The organism is Haloarcula sp. MBLA0138 (genome assembly GCF_055632455.1).
This window is the reverse complement of record NZ_CM145746.1, coordinates 1,629,740-1,647,729: the sequence shown is the minus strand read 5'-3', so window position 1 is coordinate 1,647,729 and position 17,990 is coordinate 1,629,740. Positions and strand designations below refer to the sequence as shown.

Sequence of the window (17,990 nt, the reverse complement as noted above, 5' to 3'; positions counted from 1 at the left end):
TCTGGTCGGGCAGTGAGCACGCACGCCCATGACAGACGACCGCGAGGACGTCATCGTCGTCGGCGGCGGGGTGGCCGGCCTCTCGGCGGCCATCTTCACCGCCCGCGCGGGTCTCTCGACCCGAATCGTCTCCGTTGGCGAGTCCATCCTCGGACGGAACGCCCATCTGGAGAACTACCCCGGCTTCCCGGCGGGTGTCAACCCCCGCCTCCTGCTGGAGTTGATGCAGGCCCAAGCCCGTCGCGCCGGCGTCTGGTTCATCGACGGCGAGGCCGACTCGGCCGTCGAGACCGACGGCGGCTTCGAGGTGACGCTGACCGACGGCGAGGCGTACGACGCGACGTACCTCGTCGCCGCCTCGTGGTCCGACCCGTCGTATCTGGACGGACTCGGCGTCGAGAGCATCGACCGCGGTTCCAAGGAGTTCGTCGGCACCGACGACGTGGGCCGGACCGCCGTCGACGGCCTCTACGCCGCCGGCCGCCTCGCCGAGCGCCACCACCAAGCCATCGTCGCGGCGGGCCACGGCGCGCAGGTCGGCCTCGCGCTCGTCGAGGACTCCGACGTGGACTTCTACCACGACTGGACCGCCCCCGAGGGGTACTTCACCGACCGCGGCCGGCCGGTCCCGCCGGGCTGTGAGGAGATCTCCGACGAGGAGCGCGAACGCCGCGAGCAGGAGTCACTGGAGGTGATGCGGCGGTACTTCGCCGAGCCGATGCCGAGCGAGCCGACGCCCCACCCCAGCCTCGCCGACGACGAGGCGGAGTAGCTACGCCTCGCCCGCGACGGCGCGCAGGCGGTCGATTCGTTCGCGCGTCGGCGGGTGCGACCGGACCGCTATCGGGTCGTCGTCGTGCTCCCCGGCTGGGTCGAAGCCGTGCGGGAGGAAACACAGTCCGCGAACGCTCGCATACGCGCGGCGCTTGTCCGCCGCCGGCGTCCCCTCGACCCCGTCGTCGAGCGACCGCAGGGCGTCGACCAGCGCCGCCGGCTTCCCGGTGAGCGCCGCCGCGCTCCGGTCGGCCGCGAACTCCCGCGACCGGGAGAGCGACCGGCCGAGGACGACCACCGGCGCGGTGAACACGCCCAGCAGGACGCCCCCCAGAACCACCGTCACCGCCGACAGGAACAGCACCGCGGCCCCGAATGCCGGGCTGGCGACGGGGGCGTCGACGAAACGGACGCTCAGGACCGCGGCCCCGACCAGCGCGGCGACGGCGGCGAGCGCCCGGCTCCCGCGGCGACCCGGGAGGAAGTCGTCGAGCGGACCGTACTCGCCACGGGTCAGCGCCGGCAGGAAGCTGGCGAGCGTCATCACTGTCGCGTCCCGGTTCGAGACGTGCGCGAGTTCGTGGGCCAGCACGGCGTCGAGTTCGTCGCCGTCGAGCGCGGCGAGCAGGCCGTCGCTGACGACGACGGTCGCGCTCCCGAGCGTGCCGACCGCGAAGCTGTTCGGGACGTCCGTCGCCGCGACCGCGACGGTCGGCGGGCGAACGTCGGCGAGCTGTGCGAGCCGCTGGACCCGTCCGTGGAGGTCGGGGTACTCGTCGGGACCGACCTCCCGGGCGTCGACCTCCGCGAGGGTCTGTGCCCGCGTGTACCGGAGCTGTGCCCAGACGAAGGCGACGAGCGCCGGAGCGACCACGGCGAGCCACCACGCGGCGGCCGCCGAAGCGCCGCCCAGCGGGAGAGCGTCGGCGACGACGGCTCGGAGCGGCGACAGCCACGGCGTCAGGAGGGCGGCGACGGCCGTGACCACCGCGAGGTCGACGACCACCAGCAGCGAGAGCGTCAGGACGATGCGTCGTGCGAGGGACCCCATACAGTGTATCGACGTTGCTGTCAACGAATGAAAATCCTTCTGGTGGGTCCGACCCCGGTTTTGCCAAGGACAATATTTTAGCTTCGCTGGCATGAACTACGATTAACGTGCCCTCCACTCTGGTCCGCACCGCCCTCGCCCTCCTCTGTGCCGGTGCCGTGGTGTTCGCCACCGGACTGTTCCCGGCTGCCCTCGACGCCGAACTCGACACTGGCCCGACCGTCGCGGGACCGACAGAGCCGTCGGTCCCGGAGACGACACCGACAGCGACACAGACGCCGACGCCCACGCCCGACCCGACGCCGACGGACACCCCCAGCGCCGCGACCGCCCCGGCCGGCGGTGGCGACCCGCTGTCGTTCGTCCCGAAGCTGTTCGCCGTCCTCGTGGTGGGCGGGCTGGCGTACCTCGCGGTCGCCGTGGCCCGCTCGGTCGACGGGGTCGACGGCTCCCTGCCCGGCCTCGGCGCGCTCTCGCTGCCCGGGATACCCTTCGCCGGCGTCGTCGGGCGTATCCCGCGGCTCACGACGCTGGTCCTGCTGACCGGGGCCGGCGCGCTCGGCAGGGTCGCCGCGGGCGTCGGGAGCATCGCCGGCGGCGTCGCGCGCGGCCTCACCGCCGGTCTCGGCCCGTTCGGTCGGATGGCCCGACGGAGCCTCCGGGTCTTCCCGGGGGCGCTGGGCGCGCTCGTCGCCGCGCCGCTGACCGCGCTCGGCTCGCTCACCGCCGGGAGCGGGCTCCTGCCGTCGGTTCGCGACGGACTCTCATCGCCGGGGTTCCTCTCCGACGACAGCGCCGACGACGGCGGGGCGAGCGAGCCGTCCGCGGCCGACGACCCGACGCCGACGCCGTCCTCGGTCCGCGAGGCGTGGGCGTGGCTGACCGACCTCGTGTCGGTACCCAATCCCGACGCGACGACGCCCGGCGAGTACGCTCGGACCGCCATCGACGCGGGGCTCCCCGCGGCCCCCGTCCGGACACTGACGGCCCTCTACCGCGAACTGGAGTACGGCGGTGGTTCGTCCTCGCACGACCGGCTGGAGCGCGCTCGCGCGGCCTACGCCCGCCTGCGGCGCGGGGGTGAGGACCGATGAGCGCCACCGAGACGACGGAGCGAGACGCCGACGACGCGGCAACTGACGCGACGGCGTCCGAGGCGACGACCGGCGCGGTGGCCTCCGACGACCCCGCGGCGCGGACCCGAGACGCGACGCGGGCGACGATAGACGCTACCGTCGAGCGGACCGCGCCGGGACGGCTCTGGGCGGCCGCCGCCGTCGTCGGCATCGCCGCGCTGGCCGGAAGCGTCCTCGTCGCGACGTTCCCCGGCCTCGTCCCGGCCCCGCCGGACCCCACCGCGGTCGAGTCGCTGCGCTCGTTCACGCTCCTGCTGGGCGCGTTTGTCGGCCTGTTCGGGCTGTACGTCGCCTACGACCGCTCGCGCGGCGCACCCGAGGACGACGGCGACCCGATAGAGGTCCCCGCGCCGACGCCCGACGCGGTCGCGGCCGACCCCCGCGTCGCCGGTGCCGACTTCGACGAACTGCTCGCGGAGATAGACGGTCGCGTCGACCCGTACGACGGGCTACAGGCGAGCTACGCCGCCGACGTGCGCTGGCAGCTCCGACAGACCGTCGAACGCGCGCTCGTCCGGCGCGGGTACAACGAGGCGGAGGCCGGTCAGGCCGTCGAGAACGGGACGTGGACCGACGACCGGCGCGCAGCGGCGTTCCTCGGCGGCCGCGACGTTCCGGACCCGCCGCTGTCGGTCCAGTTGCGGGACTGGGCAAGCGGCGAGGGGTTCGACCGGCAGGTGCGAGCGACCGTCGCGGAGCTTCGCCGCGTCGTCGACGGGGGTGAGCCGCAGTGAGCGAGCGCCGGTCGCCCCGCCGCGCAGTGGGCGTCGCGGCGGCGCTGGTCGCCGGGGCCGTCGGCGTCGTCACCGGTAACGCCGCCGTCTTCGTCGCCGCCACCGTCGGGCTGGTCTACGCGGCCTACGAGTCCGCCGTCGACGCCCCCGAGCCGCGGCTGTCGGTCACCCGCTCGCTGGACCCGCCCGCGCCGACGCCCGGCGACGACGTCGAGGTGACGGTGACGGTCCGCAACGATGGCGACGACTACCTCCCCGACGTGCGCGTCGTCGACGGCGTTCCCGACCGGCTCCCGGTCGTCGACGGCTCGCCCCGCCTCGGGACGACCGTCGACGCCGGCGAGTCCGCGTCGGTCACCTACACTGTCCGCGCCCGCCGCGGCGAACACGAGTTCGGCGAGACGACGGTCGTCTGCCGGAACCTTACCGGGGGCTCCGAGTACCGGACGGCGGTGGCCGTCGACTCGCCGCTGACCTGTCGCGCTCCCGTCGAGGGTCTCGACGTGCCCGCACAGACGCTTCGCCACAGCGGCCGTGTCCCGACCGACGCCGGCGGGACGGGCGTCTCCTTCCACGCCATCCGGGAGTACCACTCGACGGACCCGATGAGCCGCATCGACTGGAACCGGTTCGCCCGGACCGGCGAACTGGCGACCGTGCAGTTCCGGGAGACGCGGGCCGCGAGCGTCGTCGCGCTGGTCGACACCAGACACCACGTCTCGGCGACGCCACGTGGCCCGACCGCCGTCCAGTTCGGCACCTACGCCGCCGAACAGGTCGCGTGCCGCCTGCTCGCGGCGAACAACCGCGTCGGCGCGGCGACCTTCGACGCCGGGGACTACCTCGCGCCCGACGCCGACCGCGCACAGGCCAAGCGCGTCCGGCGGTTCCTCGCCGACGCTGTCGGCGCGGCGGCCCCGTCCGACGACGGGTCGGACACGTGGTTCTTCGAGGGCGTCGAGCGGACGTTCTTCGAGTCCGTCGATGAGGTCGACCGCCGCTACGGGGTCGCCGACGGCGGCGACCCGCTCGCCACGCTCGAACGCCGTCTCCCCGATGGGGCGCAGGTGGTGTTTTGCACGCCGCTGCTCGACGACCGGGCGGCCGACGCCGCCAAGCGACTGTCGGCCTTTGGCCACGCGGTCACGCTCATCAGCCCCGACGTGACCGCGACGGACTCGCCGGGCGCGACCCTCGAAGCGCTCGACCGCGGCGAGCGCGTCGACGACCTCCGCGGGACGGTCCGGCTCGTCGATTGGTCGCCGTCGGAACCGCTCTCGGCGGCGCTGCGCCGGGCGATGGCGGGGTGGTCGGCGTGAGCGCCGTCACGCCGGACCGCCGGCCCGCCCGCTCGGGGGCAGCGCTGGCCGCGACGGTCGCGGTCGCGGTCGCGCTGGCGGTCGGCGTCGGCATCGGCACGCCGCGTGCGGCCGTCGTCGCCGTCCTCGGGGCGCTGGCGCTGGGCGGCGGGGCGGTCGCGCTCGGCGGCGAGACGAACGCCCGCGTCGCCGCGGGCAGCCTCGGCGTGGTGGCCGGCGTCGGCCTGCTCGGTGCAGTGGCGGCGCTCGCGCCGACCGCGGGCGCGCTCGCCGTCTGTCTGGGGCTTGCCTTCGGGACGGCACTGGTCGTCCTCGACGCGACCGACGAGGGCCACGGGCCGGGCGACGCGCTCTCGACCGCGCTCCGGGAGGGAGTCAACGTCCTGCTCGTGGGCGTCGTCCTCGGGGTCCTGTTGAACCTCAACGCCACCTTCGACGTGGCTGGCGTAGTCGCCGCGGCGGCGTTCGCGGCGGCGACGGTGACGCCGTTCGTCGGCTTCGTCACGCTCCAACTGGGCGTCGTCCTCGCCGCGGTGGCGCTGCACGCGGCGGTCCCGGTCCTCGCGTCGTGGCACCCCGGTGCGAGCCCGGCCGAAGACGGCCCGCTCGCCCGCCTCGACGACGTCGGCGTCCCGTTCCGGTCGGTCCCGGTGTCTGTCTGGGGTGCCATCGCCGTCCAGTTGGTGCTGGCCGCGTCGCCGTTCGGCGCGCTGTTCGACCGCTTCCTCGCCGCGGTCCCGGTGTTGGGCGCGGTGCTTCGGGTGGCTTTCGCCGGCCCGCTACACGCTCTCCTCGCCGCAGTCGTCGTCGCGCTGGTCGGAGTTCGAGCCAGCGAGACGCTGCGCTCGTGGCTCGTCGACTGGCTGGGCGACGACCCAGCACGGACCCTCGCCTACCAGACTGGGACCGTCGTCGCCGTCGCCCTGACGCTGGCCGCGGTGGCCGTACTGACCGCCACCGGGGCGACGCTGACGCCGGCCGGCAGCGGGATGGCGACGCTCGTCGGCCCGGCCGCGGTCGCGCTGACGGCGCTTCTGGGCGCGCTCATCGTGGTCGGTGCCGCCGTCGGCCTCCCGTCGCTGCTGGCCCGGTACGACCTCGTGCCCGACACCGCGACCGGGTTCGCCGTCGGGAGCGCGGCCCTGTTCCTGACGACGCTGGGCGCGGCCCAACTCGGGCTCCCGACCCCGCTGGTCGTCTGTGCGGTCGCGGGCTCCCTGCTGGTCTGGGACGCCGGCGCACACGCCACGAGCCTCGGGACGCAACTGGGTCGGGCCGCCGTCTCGACGGACAGCGAGTTCGTCCACGTCACGGGCGCGGGACTGGTCCTGCTTGGCGCGGTCGCGTTCGCGCTCGCCGCGCGGTACCTGCTCGTCCCGACGCTGGCCCCGCCCGCCACCGGAGCGGCGGCGTGGCGCTCGGCTATCGCACTGGGCCTCGTGCTGGTCGCCGTCCTCGCGTTCACCGTCGCGCTGACGCTGCGCGACGACGCGCCGTCGGCGTAGGGCGAGCGGACTCTTTTAGTCGGGACCGGCACAAGGGCTGGTATGCTGACGGGAGTCAACGTCGTCCTCGGCGTCTCCGGGTCCATCGCCGCGGTCAAGACGGTCGAGTTGGCCCACGAACTCCGCCGACGGGGGGCCGCGGTCAGGGCCGTGATGACCGAGAGCGCGGCGGGCATCGTCCACCCGTGGGCCGTCGAGTTCGCCACCGAGGCCGACGTGGTGACGGAACTGACGGGGGCGGTCGAACACGTCGACCTCTGTGGGACCGACGGGTGGGGCGACGTGCTCGTACTCGCGCCGGCGACGGCAAACACCGTCGGGAAGGTGGCGGCCGCCGTCGACGACACGCCGGTGACGACCTGCGCGACGACGGCGCTGGGGGCGGGCCTGCCGGTCGTCGTCGCGCCGGCGATGCACGAACCGATGTACGACCACCCCGGCGTGTTGGACGCCATCGAGCGCGTCGAGTCGTGGGGTGTCGACTTCGTCGCCCCGCGCGTCGAGGAGGGGAAAGCGAAGATAGCCACCGAGGAGGCTATCGTCACCGCGACGGCTCGCGCGGCGGGCGACCGCCCCCTCGCGGGCGAACACGTCGTCGTCACGGCCGGCGCGACGACCGAGTCCGTCGACCCGGTGCGGACCCTCTCGAACCGCGCGTCGGGTGCGACCGGCCGCGCGGTGGCGCAGGCCTGCTACGTCCGCGGGGCGTCGGTGACGCTCGTCCACGACGGGCCGGACGTACCCTACGCCGACGTGGTCGCGGTCGAGTCCGGCGCGGAGATGACCGACGCCGTCGCCGAGGCCGCGTCGACGGCCGACGCCGTCGTCTCGGCGGCCGCTATCTCCGATTACACCGTCGAGGCGGCCCCGGAGAAGATACCCAGCGGCGAGGACTCGCTGACGCTGGAACTCGAACCGACGCCGAAGCTCATCGACACCGTCCGGGCGGCCCACCCCGACCTCCCCATCGTCGGGTTCAAGGTCGAGACCGACGGCGACGACGCTCGGTTGGTCGAGCGTGCCCGCGAGATACAGCGGCGGGCCGACCTCGCGTTCGTCGTCGCCAACGACGCGAGCGTGATGGGCGAGACGGAGACGCGGGCCCTGCTGGTCGACGGCGACGACCGGAGCGAGTACGTCGGCGACAAGCGGGGACTCGGACTGCGAGTGGCCGACGAACTCGCGGACGTAGTGCGTCGTTGACCGTCGTATCCCGAAATAGTTTTCCGCGCTCCACGGTACCCACCGATAACGAACCGTATCGCCCGACAACTGTACACACATTGGATTTTCACACTACCGTGACCACATCCGACGCCACCCGACTGTTGGTTCCGGTCGCCGACTCGGTGACGGTGCGAAACACCGTCGCCCACGCCGTCGACCGGGCCGTGACGGCGGCCAGCGACGGCCCAGCGGAACTGCACTTCGTCGTCGTCGCCCGAGCGCGCGCGGTCGACCCCGAGGCACAGGGGGAACTGGACGCCGCATCGGACCTGCTCGACCGGGTCGAGGTCTGGGTCGACGAGGACCTCGGCGACGACGCCCCGGCCGACCTGACCGTCGAACTCGGCGTCGTCGGGGCCGACCGCTACCTGTTCGGCCCCGGCGACTACGCCGACGCGCTCACCGAGTACGCCGCCGCCCACGACCTCGGGACGGTGGTGCTCGACCCCGAGTACAACCCCGGCGGCGCGACGCCGATGCTCCGCCCGCTGGAGGTGGAACTGGCCCGCGCCGACATCGACATCGAGGAAGCGCCCATCGAGCGCCAGACCCGCTCGACGGCCGTCGCCCGGGCCGCGACGCTGCCCAAATACCTCACGGTGTTCGGGGCCTCGTACCTGTTTTACATGCTGTTGAGTTCGTACAAGCCGCTGGATTTCTTCACCGGGGCCGTTACGGCGACCATCGTCTCGGTGCTGCTCGCGCCCATCGCGTTCAGCGAACAGCCGTCCGTGACCCGCATCCCCCGGCAAGTCGCGCGCCTGCTCGTCTACGTCCCGTACCTGCTCAAGGAGATCGCCGTCGCCAACCTGCAGGTCGCCTACGTCGTCCTCCACCCGGACCTGCCCATCGACCCCAAACTCGTCCGCCTGCGGGCGGCCGTCTGGGGTGACGTGCCCGTGACGACGCTGGCAAACAGCATCACGCTCACGCCGGGGACGCTGACCGTCAGCGTCTCGGCCCGCGAGTTCGACGTCCACTCGCTGACCGACGGCTCCCGGGCGGACCTCTTCGAGGGCGGCCTCGAACGGGCCGTCCGGTTCGTCTTCTACGGCCGGGACGCCGCCGACATCGTCTCGCCCCGCGAGCGCGGCGACGGCGAGGAGGTACAGGATGGTTGAGTTCGAGACGGCCATGCTCGCCGTCGCGGGCGCGTTCGTCGTCTTCGCCGGCGTCGGCCTCTACCGGGTCTTCGCCGGACCGACGGCCCACGACCGCGTCATCGCGGTCAACGTCGTCGGGACCAACACCGTCATCGCCATCGCCTTGGTCGCCGGCGCGCTCGACCGGCCGGTCTTTCTGGACGTGGCGCTGGTCTACGCCCTATTGAACTTCCTGCTCTCCATCGCGTTCTCGAAGTTCAACGTTGAGCGGGGTGGCGTGCTGTGACGCCGACGGAGTACGCCGCCGTGGCGCTGGCCGTCGCGGGCGCGTTCTTCGCGCTCGTGGCCGCCGTGGGCATCGTCCGCCTGCCGGACGTGTACACACGGGCCCACGCGGCCTCGAAGAGCGACACCCTCGGTGCGGTCCTCTCGGTCGCCGCGGCGGCGCTGGCGCTCCAGACCGACCTCTCGACCATCAAAGCGGTGTTCCTGCTCGTGTTCCTGTTTATCACCAACCCGACGGCCGCACACGCTATCGCCCGCGCCGCACAGGACCAGGGCATCGAGCCGTGGACCGTCGACGACGAGGAGGGCAAGCCGTGACCCTCTCGCTCGTCGACGCCGCGTTGCTCGCCTTCGTCCTCGCCTGCGCGGTGGGCGCGGCGCTGTTGCGGGACCTGCTGGCCTCCGTCATCGCCTTCGCCGCCTACAGCCTCGGCGTCTCCATCATCTGGCTCCTGTTGCAGGCCCCGGACGTGGGGCTGACCGAGGCGGCGGTCGGCGCGGGCATCATGACGCTGCTGTTCCTGCTCGCGCTCTCGAACACCGTCCGCCCCAGCACGGACGAACTACTGGAGTCGGTCGACCTGCGGACGGCGCTGGGCGTCGGCGTGTTCGTCGTCGTCATGGGCGCGACGGTTCCGCACCTCCCGGCCATCGGAAGTTCGGGGGCCGCCAACCCCGTCGTCGGCGGCGAGGTGACCCAGTACTACCTCGACAACGCCTACGCGGAGACGGAGGTCCAGAACGCGGTGACGGCCGTACTCGCGGCCTACCGCGGGTTCGACACGCTGGGCGAGGCCGTCGTGGTGTTCACGGCCGGCGTCGCCGCGCTGTCGGTCCTCCGCCGGGAGGTGTTCGCATGAGTTCCAGCGCCGACGAGACGGCCGGCCTGTACGTCGAGAGTACCATCATCATGACCACCGTCCGCGTCGTGGCCCCGTTCGTGTTGACTTTCGCCCTGTTCGTGATGTTCCACGGCGCGAACTCGCCGGGTGGGGGCTTTCAGGGCGGCGTCATCGCGGGGTCGGTCGTGATGATGCTGGGCTTCGCCTACGGCATCGAGTCGGCCCGGCAGTGGGTCGACGCCCGCGTCGCCGCGGCGCTGGCGACCGGCGGTGTCCTGCTCTTTGCGACCATCGGGCTGGTCCCCATCGCGCTGGGCGGGCAGTTCCTCGAGTACCACGAGTACGAGCCCTACATCGCACACGCCAGTGCTTACGGCATCGAACTTGTCGAACTCGGCATCGGCGGCATCGTCGCCAGCGTCGCCATCGGCCTCTTCTTCCTGCTCGCCGCCGGGTTCGGCCACGTGACAGACCGGGACGAAGGGGGTGAGAGCGCGTGATAGACCTGCTCCAGTCACACTACAACTACTACGCGGTCGTACTGCTGCTCGGTATCGGTCTGTACATGGTCGTCGACTCCGCGAACCTCGTGAAGAAGGTCATCGGGATGAACATCTTCCAGACGGGCATCTTCCTGTTTTTCATCACGCTCGCGTACCGCACCGGCGGCGGACCGCCGGTCATCGAGGACGGGGCCGGCCCCTACGTCAGCCCGCTCCCGCACGTCCTCATCCTGACCGCCATCGTCGTCGGGGTGAGCCTCACCGCGGTGGCGCTGGCACTGATAATCCGCATCTACTCCGAGTACGGCACGCTGGACGAAGACAAACTCGAACGTCTCTACTATGATTGAACACCTCCCCGTCCTACTGGTCGTCGTCCCCATCGTCGGCGGGTCGCTCCCGCTCGTGTTGAGTTTCGTCTCCGACCGCACGGGCTGGTCCGTGGCGGCCGCGACGCTCGCGGTCCACACGGCGCTGGCCGCGGCGCTGGCGTGGGGGGTCCGGACCGGCGGTCCGGTCGACTACGCCGTCGGCGGGTTCGAGATACCCTACGGTATCGAACTGGCAGTCGACGGGCTCTCGGCGGCGGTGGTCCTGCTGGTCGCCGTCGTCGCGTTCGGCCTGCTGGCGTACGCCCGCCGTGCCGGGCCGCGCTCGAACGCCTTCTACAGCCAGTACCTCCTGCTCGTGACCGGGCTGACGGGGATGAGCGTCACCGGCGACGTGTTCAACCTCTACGTGTTCCTCGAAATCACGGGACTGGCCGCCTACGGCCTCGTCGCCAGCGGCCGGGAGGCCAGCGCCGCCGTCGCAGCGCTGAAGTACCTGATAATCGGCACTATCGGCGCGTCGCTGTACCTGCTGGGCGTGGGCTACCTGCTCGCGGCGACGGGGACGCTCAACATGGCCGACCTGACCGGGAAGATCGCCGACGTGGGCTACCAGTCGCCGCTGATACTGACCGCCTTCGGCCTGCTGGTCGGCGGACTCGCGGTGAAGGTCGCGCTGTTCCCGCTGCACACGTGGCAGCCCGACGCCTACTCGAACGCGCCCGACACGGTCAGCGCATTCATCTCCGCGCTGGTCTCGACGGTGTCGGCCTACGCGCTCGCCCGCATCGTCTTCTCCGTGTTCACCGTCGACTTCCTCGCGGCGGTCCCGATAGCCCGCCGGGCGCTGGTCGGCCTCGCCTGCGTGAGTGTCGTCGTCGGGAGCGCCCTCGCGGTGTCCCAGTCCAGCGTCCAGCGCATGCTCGCGTACTCCTCGGTGTCGCAGTTCGGCCTCGTCGTCGCCGGCTTCGCGCTCGCCACGCCGACGGCCGTCGTCGGGGCGACGGTCCACCTGCTGGGCCACGCGGTGATGAAAGGCGGCCTGTTCGCCGCCACTGGCGTCATCGAGCGCCGGACCGGCGAGACCACCGTCGCCGGCTACGCCGGGCTGGCGCGGCAGACGCCGGTCGCCGCCGGCGGGTTCGCCGTCCTCGCGCTGGCGATGGTCGGCGTCCCGCCCGCGGTCGGCTTCGTCGGCAAGTGGTACATCGTCGTCGGGGCCGTCGAGGCGGGCTTTTGGTCCGTCGTCGCGGTCCTGCTGGCGAGTACGCTGTTGACGCTCGCGTACTTCGCTCGGCTGGTCGAGCGCCTCTACTTCGCCGACTCGCCGGTCGCCGAGGGCGGCCCCGGTGAGCCGGTCGCCGACGGCGGCGACGACGCCGTCTCCACGGGGATGGTCGCCGTCGTCGTCGCCGCGGCCGTCCTCGCCGTCGCGCTCACGCTCGCGGTCCCGTCGCTGGAACAGCTTCTCGTAGACACGCTCCCGCCGCTTTTGAACCCATGACAGACGTCGCATCCCTCAGACCGCTGTTGGCCGTTCTCGCCTCGACAGCCGCGATACCGCTCATTCTCGCGCTCGCCGACCGGCCGAACCTCCGAGAGGGCGTCACCGTCGCCGCGGCCGTGGCGAAGTTCGCGCTCGTCGCCAGCATGGTGCCCGGCGTCCTCGCCGGCACCCGGTACGTCTTCCGGGCGGGCCAGTTCGCCACCGGCATCGAGTTCGCCTTCCGGGTGGACGCGCTGGGGCTGCTCTTTGGCCTGCTCGCCAGTCTGCTGTGGATAGTGACGAGCTTCTACAGCATCGGCTACATGCGCGGCCTCGACGAGCACGCCCAGACGCGCTACTTCGCGTCGTTCGCGGCCAGCCTCGCCTCGGCCGTCGGCGTCGCCTTCGCCGCGAACCTCCTGACGCTGTTCGTCTGCTACGAACTGCTGACGGTGTCGACGTACCCGCTGGTCACCCACGACGAGACCGACGAGGCCCGCGCGGCCGGCCGGAAGTACCTCACCTACACGTTCACCGGCGGCGTCGCCGTGTTGGGCGGGACCGCGCTCGTCTTCTTCCTGACGGGGACGACGGCGTTCACGCCCGGCGGCATCGAGGCGCTCGCCAGTGCAGACCCGGTGTTGGCCCGTGCGGCCTTCGCCCTGCTGGTCGGCGGCTTCGGCGTCAAGGCCGCGTTGATGCCGACCCACTCGTGGCTCCCGGACGCGATGGTCGCGCCGACGCCCGTCTCGGGCCTGTTGCACGCCGTCGCCGTCGTCAAGAGCGGCGTGTTCGGCATCGCGCGGGTCGTGCTGGACGTGTACGGCCCGGTCACCGTCGGCGACCTCGGCGTGGGGCTGCCGCTGGCCGCCGTCGCCACGTTCACGCTCCTCGTGTCCAGTCTCATCGCGCTCAGACAGGACAACCTCAAGCGCCGGCTGGCGTATTCGACCATCAGCCAACTGTCCTACATCGTGTTGGGACTCGCCTTACTGCGGGGACAGGCGCTCGTCGGCGGCCTGCTCCACATCCCGGCCCACGCGTTCATGAAGCTCACCCTCTTCTTCTGTGCGGGAGCCATCCACGTCGAGACCCACACCGACGACATCAGCGACATGGCCGGCATCGGGAAGCGGATGCCGCTGACGATGGCCGCCTTCGCCGTCGCGTCGGCCGGGATGGCCGGTATCCCGCTGGTCGCCGGGTTCGTCAGCAAGTGGTACCTCGTCATCGGCGCGCTCGAACTGGGGGGCAGCGGGCTCGTCTTCGCCGGCGCGCTGTTGCTCTCCGGGGTCCTCAACATCGCGTACTTCTGGCCCGTCGTCTATCAGGCGTACTTCGAGTCCCCCGAGAGTCACGACGAGAAGCCGCTGTTGGAACACGCGTTCGGCGGCCGCGTGGGCCTGCGAGCCGACGGGGGCGGTGCTGGCGGGGCGAGCCACGCGGCACACGCCGCCGACGACAGTGCGGGCGACGCCGACAGTGCCCCGGCCGAGGGCACCGACGACGCGGACGGCGTCGCCGAGTCCCAGCACGCCGACCACGAGGGGATGCACCGCGAAGCCCACGACCACCACGGCGGCCCGCCCGAGGGAGGATGGGACGCCCGAGGCTGGCGCGGCGGCGAGAGTACGTGGTTCATGCTCGCGCCCGTCCTGACCGCGGCGACGCTGTCGCTGCTGTTGGGTATCGTCCCCAACGGCGTCGTCTTCCTCCGCATCGTCACTACCGTCGTCGGGAGCCTCCCGGGGGTGGCGCTCTGATGGACCCGCTCACCGCCGTCCCGCCGGTCGTCGTCCTGCTGGCGACGGCGTTTCTGGTCGCCGTCCTGCCCCGTCGGAGCGGCCACGCCCTCGGGGCCGTCGCCTCCGCGGCGGCCGCGGCGTGGGCGGTCGTCGTCCCACAGGGAGCCCACGTCCGGGCGACGTTCCTCGGGTTCGAGGCCGTCTTGCTCAACGTCGACGACTTCTCCCGGCTGATGGGGCTGATATTCGGGCTCATCGGAGCCGTCGCGGTCACCTACTCCTACGCCAGCGACGCCGAGAACGTCCAGACGGCCTTCGCCCTCTCCTACGTCGCCACCAGCTTCGGGGCCGTCTTCGCCGGCGACTGGCTCTCGATGCTGTTCTTCTGGGAGCTGATGGCGATAACGAGCACGCTGCTGGTCTGGCACTACGGCGGGCGGGCGGTGCGGGCGGGCTTTCGCTACGCGCTCTTTCACGGCATCGGCGGGACGCTGCTGATGGCGGCCATCCTCCAGACGTACGTCGCTAAGGGCACCTTCCTGTTCGCGTCGGTCCCCGGTGGTCCCGAGGCGGCCGGCATCACGGCCGGTCTGCCCGCGGCGCTGGCCGCGGTCGGCATCGGCGTCAACGTCGGCTTCATCGGCCTGCACGCGTGGCTGCCCGACACCTACCCGCGCCCCCACGTCGCCGCGAGCGTCTTCCTCTGCGTATTCACGACCAAGACCGGCGTCTACGGGATGTACCGGGCGTTCCCCGACGGCCACGTCGCCATCGCCTACATGGGCGGCGGGATGGCGGTCTTCGGCGCGATGTTCGCGCTGTTCCAAAACGACATGCGCCGCCTGCTCTCCTATCACATCCAGTCGCAGGTCGGCTACATGGTGGCCGGCGTCGGCATCGGCGGCGCGCTGGCACAGGCCGGCGCGTTCGCCCACGTCTTCAACCACATCCTGTACAAGGGCCTGCTGTTCATGACCGCGGGCGTCGTCATCTACCGAACCGGCGAGGAGAGCCTGAAGAAACTGGGCGGCCTCTGGCGGGAGATGCCCATCACGGCCGGCGCGTTCTCCGTCGCCGCGCTGTCTATCGCCGGCTTCCCCGGGTTCAACGGCTTCGTCAGCAAGGGCATCATCATCTCGGCGAGCCACTACGACTTCTCGAAGGGACCCTTGCCCATTGGCGAGTTCTACACGCTCGAATGGCTCCTCTTGCTGGGCGGCGTCGGCACGTTCATGTCGTTCATCAAGTTCGGCTACTACGCCTTCTTCCACGGCGAGTACGACGGGAGCGTCCCCGACGCCAACCGCCTCCAGAGCGTTGCCATGCTGTCGGTCGCGGCCCTGTGTGTCTACTACGGCGTCTTCGACCACTCGTTGTTCGAGCTTCTGCCCTTCGACGTGACCGACGGCAACGTCGTCGCGCACGTCTATCACACCTACACCGTCCCCCACGTCGTCGAAGGCGTCGCGCTCGCCGTCCTCGGCCTCGTCGGCTTCGCCGTGACGAAGAAGCCGCTCTCGAAGCTCGGTCGCGTCCCCGACATCGATTCGCTGTACAACCCCGCCGTCTTCTACGGCACGCGCGCGCTGGTCGTCGGCGTCACGGAGCTGTACGCCGCCGTCGACCGGGCCGTCGTCGGTGCGACCGGGCGCGTCGTCTGGGCCGTCACCACGCCCGACGAACTCCTCGCCCGCCTCCGCCCCGAATCCGACGCCGAAACTGGGCTGTCCCACCCGCTCCGTGCCGGTATCGGGTTCAGCGTCCTCGTCCTCGCGGTGTTCGTCGCGCTCGCGCTCATCGCACTTTCCTGACGGATGCGCGATTATCACGACGCGTATTGGTTCGGAAATATACAGTAATCGCCCGGCACAGTTCCGCTACCTAACGTGAACGAGCCGTGAGTTCAACTGTACATTTATATGCGGTGATACTCATTGTCTGGTAAGCACGGCGTCGTGGGCAGGGCCCCCTCTCGCGGTCGAATCTGCCACGACAGCGCGTGTCGGACATAACGAAACCATGGAACTACAACGATTCTTCCGGGACGACGACGCGGTCTCTCCCGTCATCGGGGTCATCCTGATGGTCGCTATCACGGTCATCCTCGCGGCCGTCATCGCGACGTTCGTCCTCGGCCTCGGCGACCAGATAAGCAACACCGCACCGCAAGCCAGTTTCAGCTTTGACTACGACACAAGCTCAGGCGTCGGTGACGACGCATTCAGCGCGAACAACGGGGACAGCGCAGACGGCGTACTCTCTATTGTCCACGATGGGGGTGATACCATCGAAGCCAGTAATCTACAAGTAACCGGTGGTGTCGGTGGCTCATTCGTATTCACTGATGCTGATGAGAACAGTTTCAGTTTCGGCCCGAACAGTCAAATTGCTGCTGGCACGAACATCAACTACGCCGTCCAGAACGACGACACCGTCCGCGTGACCTACCAAGACGACACGGGCGGCAGTTCCGCGACGCTCGCTCGCTGGACCGGCCCCGAAGCGTAACCGCCATCCGACGCTCGGCCCCGCCGCCGGCTGGGCTGTCACCGCGCTGACGTACCGCTGTAATTATTACTTCGCACTCCACATCACTTCTCACGATGGTATCGGGTGTCGAGAGCCGAGGTGTCGGCTGGCCGTGAGCCAACAGACCGAGGTCGGTACTGTCCGCGACCGCTCGGCGTCGCTGTCCGACGGCGAGATATTCGACGTGCTCCAGAACGACCGTCGCCGGTACGTCCTCCAGTATCTGGAAGATGACGGCGGGCCGGTCGAACTCGGCGACCTCGCCTCCGCCGTCGCCGCGCGGGAGTACGACTGCGACGCCTGCGACGTGTCGAGCGCACAGCGCAAGCGCGTCTACACCACGCTCCAGCAGACCCACCTCCCGCGGATGGCCGAGGCGGGAATCGTCGAGTACGACGCCGACACCGGCCGCGTCGCCCGGACCCCACAGACCGAGGAGCTGACCGTCTACCTCGAAATCGTCCCCGGCGGGGAGTTCCCGTGGCGGGAGTACTACCTCTCGCTGGGCGCGGTGAGCCTCGCCGTCGTCGTCATCCTCTGGGTCGGCGTCTACCCGTTCACCGCGGTCCCGAACCTGACGTGGGCGGGGCTCATCGCCGTCTCGCTCACCGCCTCCGCGGCCTACCACACCTACGCCGGCCGAGAGCTCACGCTCGCGGAGTACGGCGCTCGTGACGACGAGTAACCGGCTGCCGGCCGATATTTAACTTTGATAATCGGGCCGGGAAAACAGTCCGAGAGCGGCCGCCACGAGCGGGCCGAGCGGTAACCGGGTGCAGGCCGCTCTTGAACCGCTTCAGGCGACTCTTGAACCCGTGAAACGTTCCACCAGTATAAGTCCCCGTACCACATGGGATTCGACCAGCACACCACCGCGAGCAAGTCACCCTTGGTGGGGCGGCACACGCGGACTCGTACGACGGTGTGTGATACTATGGCACAACCATGGATCTGAAGCAACTCATCCGAGACGACGACGCTGTATCGCCGGTCATCGGGGTCATCCTGATGGTCGCTATCACGGTCATCCTCGCGGCCGTCATCGCCTCGTTCGTCCTCGGCCTCGGCGACCAAGCACAGCAGACCACGCCGCAGGCCAGTTTCGCGTTCGAGTACGACAGCGGCGATAGCGAACTGCAGATAACCCACGACGGGGGCGACTCGATTCAGGCACAGGAGCTGTTCGTCCGCGGCACCATCAGTTCGAGTTCGTCGAACACCGGGGCGTGGCACAATCTCCCGGGTACTTCAACGAGTAGTACAAGCGATGTGACTGCCGGTAATTCGGCCTTGCTCACCAGTGTTGACCCGGATTACGACATCCGCGTCGTCTACGAGGCGCTGGAGGGCGACAACTCCGCGACGCTCGCGCAGGACAGCGGTCCGAACGCGTAACGCCGCGTTCTCTTCTCCGTTTTCTCG

At 70.6% G+C, this 17,990-nt stretch carries 19 protein-coding genes; 18 read left to right on the top strand and 1 reads right to left on the bottom strand.

Going from position 1 to position 17,990, the window contains the following annotated elements; all coding sequences use genetic code 11:
• Positions 1-28 precede the first annotated feature (28 nt).
• Positions 29-772 carry an FAD-dependent oxidoreductase gene (locus ACV7JO_RS08785; protein WP_470353033.1) on the top strand — a complete coding sequence of 248 codons (744 nt, stop codon included), beginning with the start codon at positions 29-31 and terminating at the stop codon, positions 770-772.
• Here ACV7JO_RS08785 and ACV7JO_RS08780 read toward each other — a convergent pair whose 3' ends face one another.
• Positions 773-1,825, bottom strand: a complete 1,053-nt coding sequence (locus ACV7JO_RS08780) for a M48 family metalloprotease (protein ID WP_470353032.1) — start codon at positions 1,823-1,825, stop codon at positions 773-775.
• Positions 1,826-1,932: 107 nt separating this feature from the next.
• Here ACV7JO_RS08780 and ACV7JO_RS08775 point away from each other — a divergent pair, with 107 nt between their 5' ends.
• The 17 genes from ACV7JO_RS08775 (at position 1,933) to ACV7JO_RS08695 (ending at position 17,963) form a co-directional block, all read left to right on the top strand.
• On the top strand, positions 1,933-2,919 hold the full coding sequence (locus ACV7JO_RS08775; RefSeq protein WP_470353031.1) for a DUF4129 domain-containing protein: 987 nt from the start codon (positions 1,933-1,935) through the stop codon (positions 2,917-2,919).
• Positions 2,916-3,695: a DUF7269 family protein gene (locus ACV7JO_RS08770; RefSeq protein ID WP_470353030.1), complete on the top strand. Its 780-nt coding sequence runs from the start codon at positions 2,916-2,918 to the stop codon at positions 3,693-3,695. Before ACV7JO_RS08775 ends, ACV7JO_RS08770 begins: the two co-directional genes overlap by 4 nt.
• Entirely contained in the window at positions 3,692-5,014 is a 1,323-nt protein-coding gene (locus tag ACV7JO_RS08765) for a DUF58 domain-containing protein (protein ID WP_470353029.1), read from the top strand. The genes ACV7JO_RS08770 and ACV7JO_RS08765 overlap by 4 nt, the downstream gene beginning before the upstream one ends.
• On the top strand, positions 5,011-6,519 hold the full coding sequence (locus ACV7JO_RS08760; RefSeq protein WP_470353028.1) for a DUF7519 family protein: 1,509 nt from the start codon (positions 5,011-5,013) through the stop codon (positions 6,517-6,519). Before ACV7JO_RS08765 ends, ACV7JO_RS08760 begins: the two co-directional genes overlap by 4 nt.
• A gap of 42 nt (positions 6,520-6,561) precedes the next feature.
• On the top strand, positions 6,562-7,722 hold the full coding sequence (gene coaBC, locus ACV7JO_RS08755; protein WP_470353027.1) for a bifunctional phosphopantothenoylcysteine decarboxylase/phosphopantothenate--cysteine ligase CoaBC: 1,161 nt from the start codon (positions 6,562-6,564) through the stop codon (positions 7,720-7,722).
• Between the two features lie 146 nt (positions 7,723-7,868).
• Positions 7,869-8,867 (top strand): monovalent cation/H+ antiporter subunit E, encoded by a 999-nt coding sequence (locus tag ACV7JO_RS08750; protein WP_470355762.1) that lies wholly within the window; start codon positions 7,869-7,871, stop codon positions 8,865-8,867.
• Complete coding sequence (locus ACV7JO_RS08745) at positions 8,860-9,135, top strand: cation:proton antiporter (protein ID WP_470353026.1); 276 nt, start codon at positions 8,860-8,862, stop codon at positions 9,133-9,135. The genes ACV7JO_RS08750 and ACV7JO_RS08745 overlap by 8 nt, the downstream gene beginning before the upstream one ends.
• A complete protein-coding gene (mnhG, locus tag ACV7JO_RS08740) occupies positions 9,132-9,452 on the top strand; it encodes a monovalent cation/H(+) antiporter subunit G (protein WP_470353025.1) in 321 nt (106 codons plus the stop codon). The genes ACV7JO_RS08745 and mnhG overlap by 4 nt, the downstream gene beginning before the upstream one ends.
• A complete protein-coding gene (locus ACV7JO_RS08735) occupies positions 9,449-9,994 on the top strand; it encodes a DUF4040 domain-containing protein (RefSeq protein WP_470353024.1) in 546 nt (181 codons plus the stop codon). Before mnhG ends, ACV7JO_RS08735 begins: the two co-directional genes overlap by 4 nt.
• Positions 9,991-10,476 (top strand): Na(+)/H(+) antiporter subunit B, encoded by a 486-nt coding sequence (locus tag ACV7JO_RS08730; RefSeq protein ID WP_470353023.1) that lies wholly within the window; start codon positions 9,991-9,993, stop codon positions 10,474-10,476. Before ACV7JO_RS08735 ends, ACV7JO_RS08730 begins: the two co-directional genes overlap by 4 nt.
• Positions 10,473-10,829 carry a cation:proton antiporter subunit C gene (locus tag ACV7JO_RS08725; protein ID WP_470353022.1) on the top strand — a complete coding sequence of 119 codons (357 nt, stop codon included), beginning with the start codon at positions 10,473-10,475 and terminating at the stop codon, positions 10,827-10,829. Before ACV7JO_RS08730 ends, ACV7JO_RS08725 begins: the two co-directional genes overlap by 4 nt.
• Entirely contained in the window at positions 10,822-12,312 is a 1,491-nt protein-coding gene (locus ACV7JO_RS08720) for a monovalent cation/H+ antiporter subunit D family protein (RefSeq protein ID WP_470353021.1), read from the top strand. Before ACV7JO_RS08725 ends, ACV7JO_RS08720 begins: the two co-directional genes overlap by 8 nt.
• Positions 12,309-14,057 carry a cation:proton antiporter gene (locus ACV7JO_RS08715; RefSeq protein WP_470353020.1) on the top strand — a complete coding sequence of 583 codons (1,749 nt, stop codon included), beginning with the start codon at positions 12,309-12,311 and terminating at the stop codon, positions 14,055-14,057. Before ACV7JO_RS08720 ends, ACV7JO_RS08715 begins: the two co-directional genes overlap by 4 nt.
• Positions 14,057-15,850, top strand: coding sequence for a Na(+)/H(+) antiporter subunit D (locus ACV7JO_RS08710; RefSeq protein ID WP_470353019.1), 1,794 nt, complete (start codon positions 14,057-14,059; stop codon positions 15,848-15,850). The genes ACV7JO_RS08715 and ACV7JO_RS08710 overlap by 1 nt, the downstream gene beginning before the upstream one ends.
• Positions 15,851-16,058: 208 nt before the next feature.
• Positions 16,059-16,547 carry a type IV pilin domain-containing protein gene (locus ACV7JO_RS08705; protein ID WP_470353018.1) on the top strand — a complete coding sequence of 163 codons (489 nt, stop codon included), beginning with the start codon at positions 16,059-16,061 and terminating at the stop codon, positions 16,545-16,547.
• A gap of 133 nt (positions 16,548-16,680) precedes the next feature.
• Complete coding sequence (locus tag ACV7JO_RS08700; RefSeq protein WP_470353017.1) at positions 16,681-17,253, top strand: DUF7344 domain-containing protein; 573 nt, start codon at positions 16,681-16,683, stop codon at positions 17,251-17,253.
• A gap of 260 nt (positions 17,254-17,513) precedes the next feature.
• Positions 17,514-17,963, top strand: coding sequence for a type IV pilin domain-containing protein (locus ACV7JO_RS08695; RefSeq protein WP_470353016.1), 450 nt, complete (start codon positions 17,514-17,516; stop codon positions 17,961-17,963).
• Positions 17,964-17,990: the final 27 nt, after the last annotated feature.

Coding starts and splice junctions, on each gene's coding strand:
- ACV7JO_RS08785 (WP_470353033.1), top strand. CDS start 29: ATGACAGACGACCGCGAGGACGTCATCGTCGTCGGCGGCGGGGTGGCC.
- ACV7JO_RS08780 (WP_470353032.1), bottom strand. CDS start 1,825: ATGGGGTCCCTCGCACGACGCATCGTCCTGACGCTCTCGCTGCTGGTG.
- ACV7JO_RS08770 (WP_470353030.1), top strand. CDS start 2,916: ATGAGCGCCACCGAGACGACGGAGCGAGACGCCGACGACGCGGCAACT.
- coaBC (WP_470353027.1), top strand. CDS start 6,562: ATGCTGACGGGAGTCAACGTCGTCCTCGGCGTCTCCGGGTCCATCGCC.
- ACV7JO_RS08745 (WP_470353026.1), top strand. CDS start 8,860: ATGGTTGAGTTCGAGACGGCCATGCTCGCCGTCGCGGGCGCGTTCGTC.
- ACV7JO_RS08730 (WP_470353023.1), top strand. CDS start 9,991: ATGAGTTCCAGCGCCGACGAGACGGCCGGCCTGTACGTCGAGAGTACC.
- ACV7JO_RS08720 (WP_470353021.1), top strand. CDS start 10,822: ATGATTGAACACCTCCCCGTCCTACTGGTCGTCGTCCCCATCGTCGGC.
- ACV7JO_RS08715 (WP_470353020.1), top strand. CDS start 12,309: ATGACAGACGTCGCATCCCTCAGACCGCTGTTGGCCGTTCTCGCCTCG.
- ACV7JO_RS08710 (WP_470353019.1), top strand. CDS start 14,057: ATGGACCCGCTCACCGCCGTCCCGCCGGTCGTCGTCCTGCTGGCGACG.
- ACV7JO_RS08705 (WP_470353018.1), top strand. CDS start 16,059: ATGGAACTACAACGATTCTTCCGGGACGACGACGCGGTCTCTCCCGTC.
- ACV7JO_RS08695 (WP_470353016.1), top strand. CDS start 17,514: ATGGATCTGAAGCAACTCATCCGAGACGACGACGCTGTATCGCCGGTC.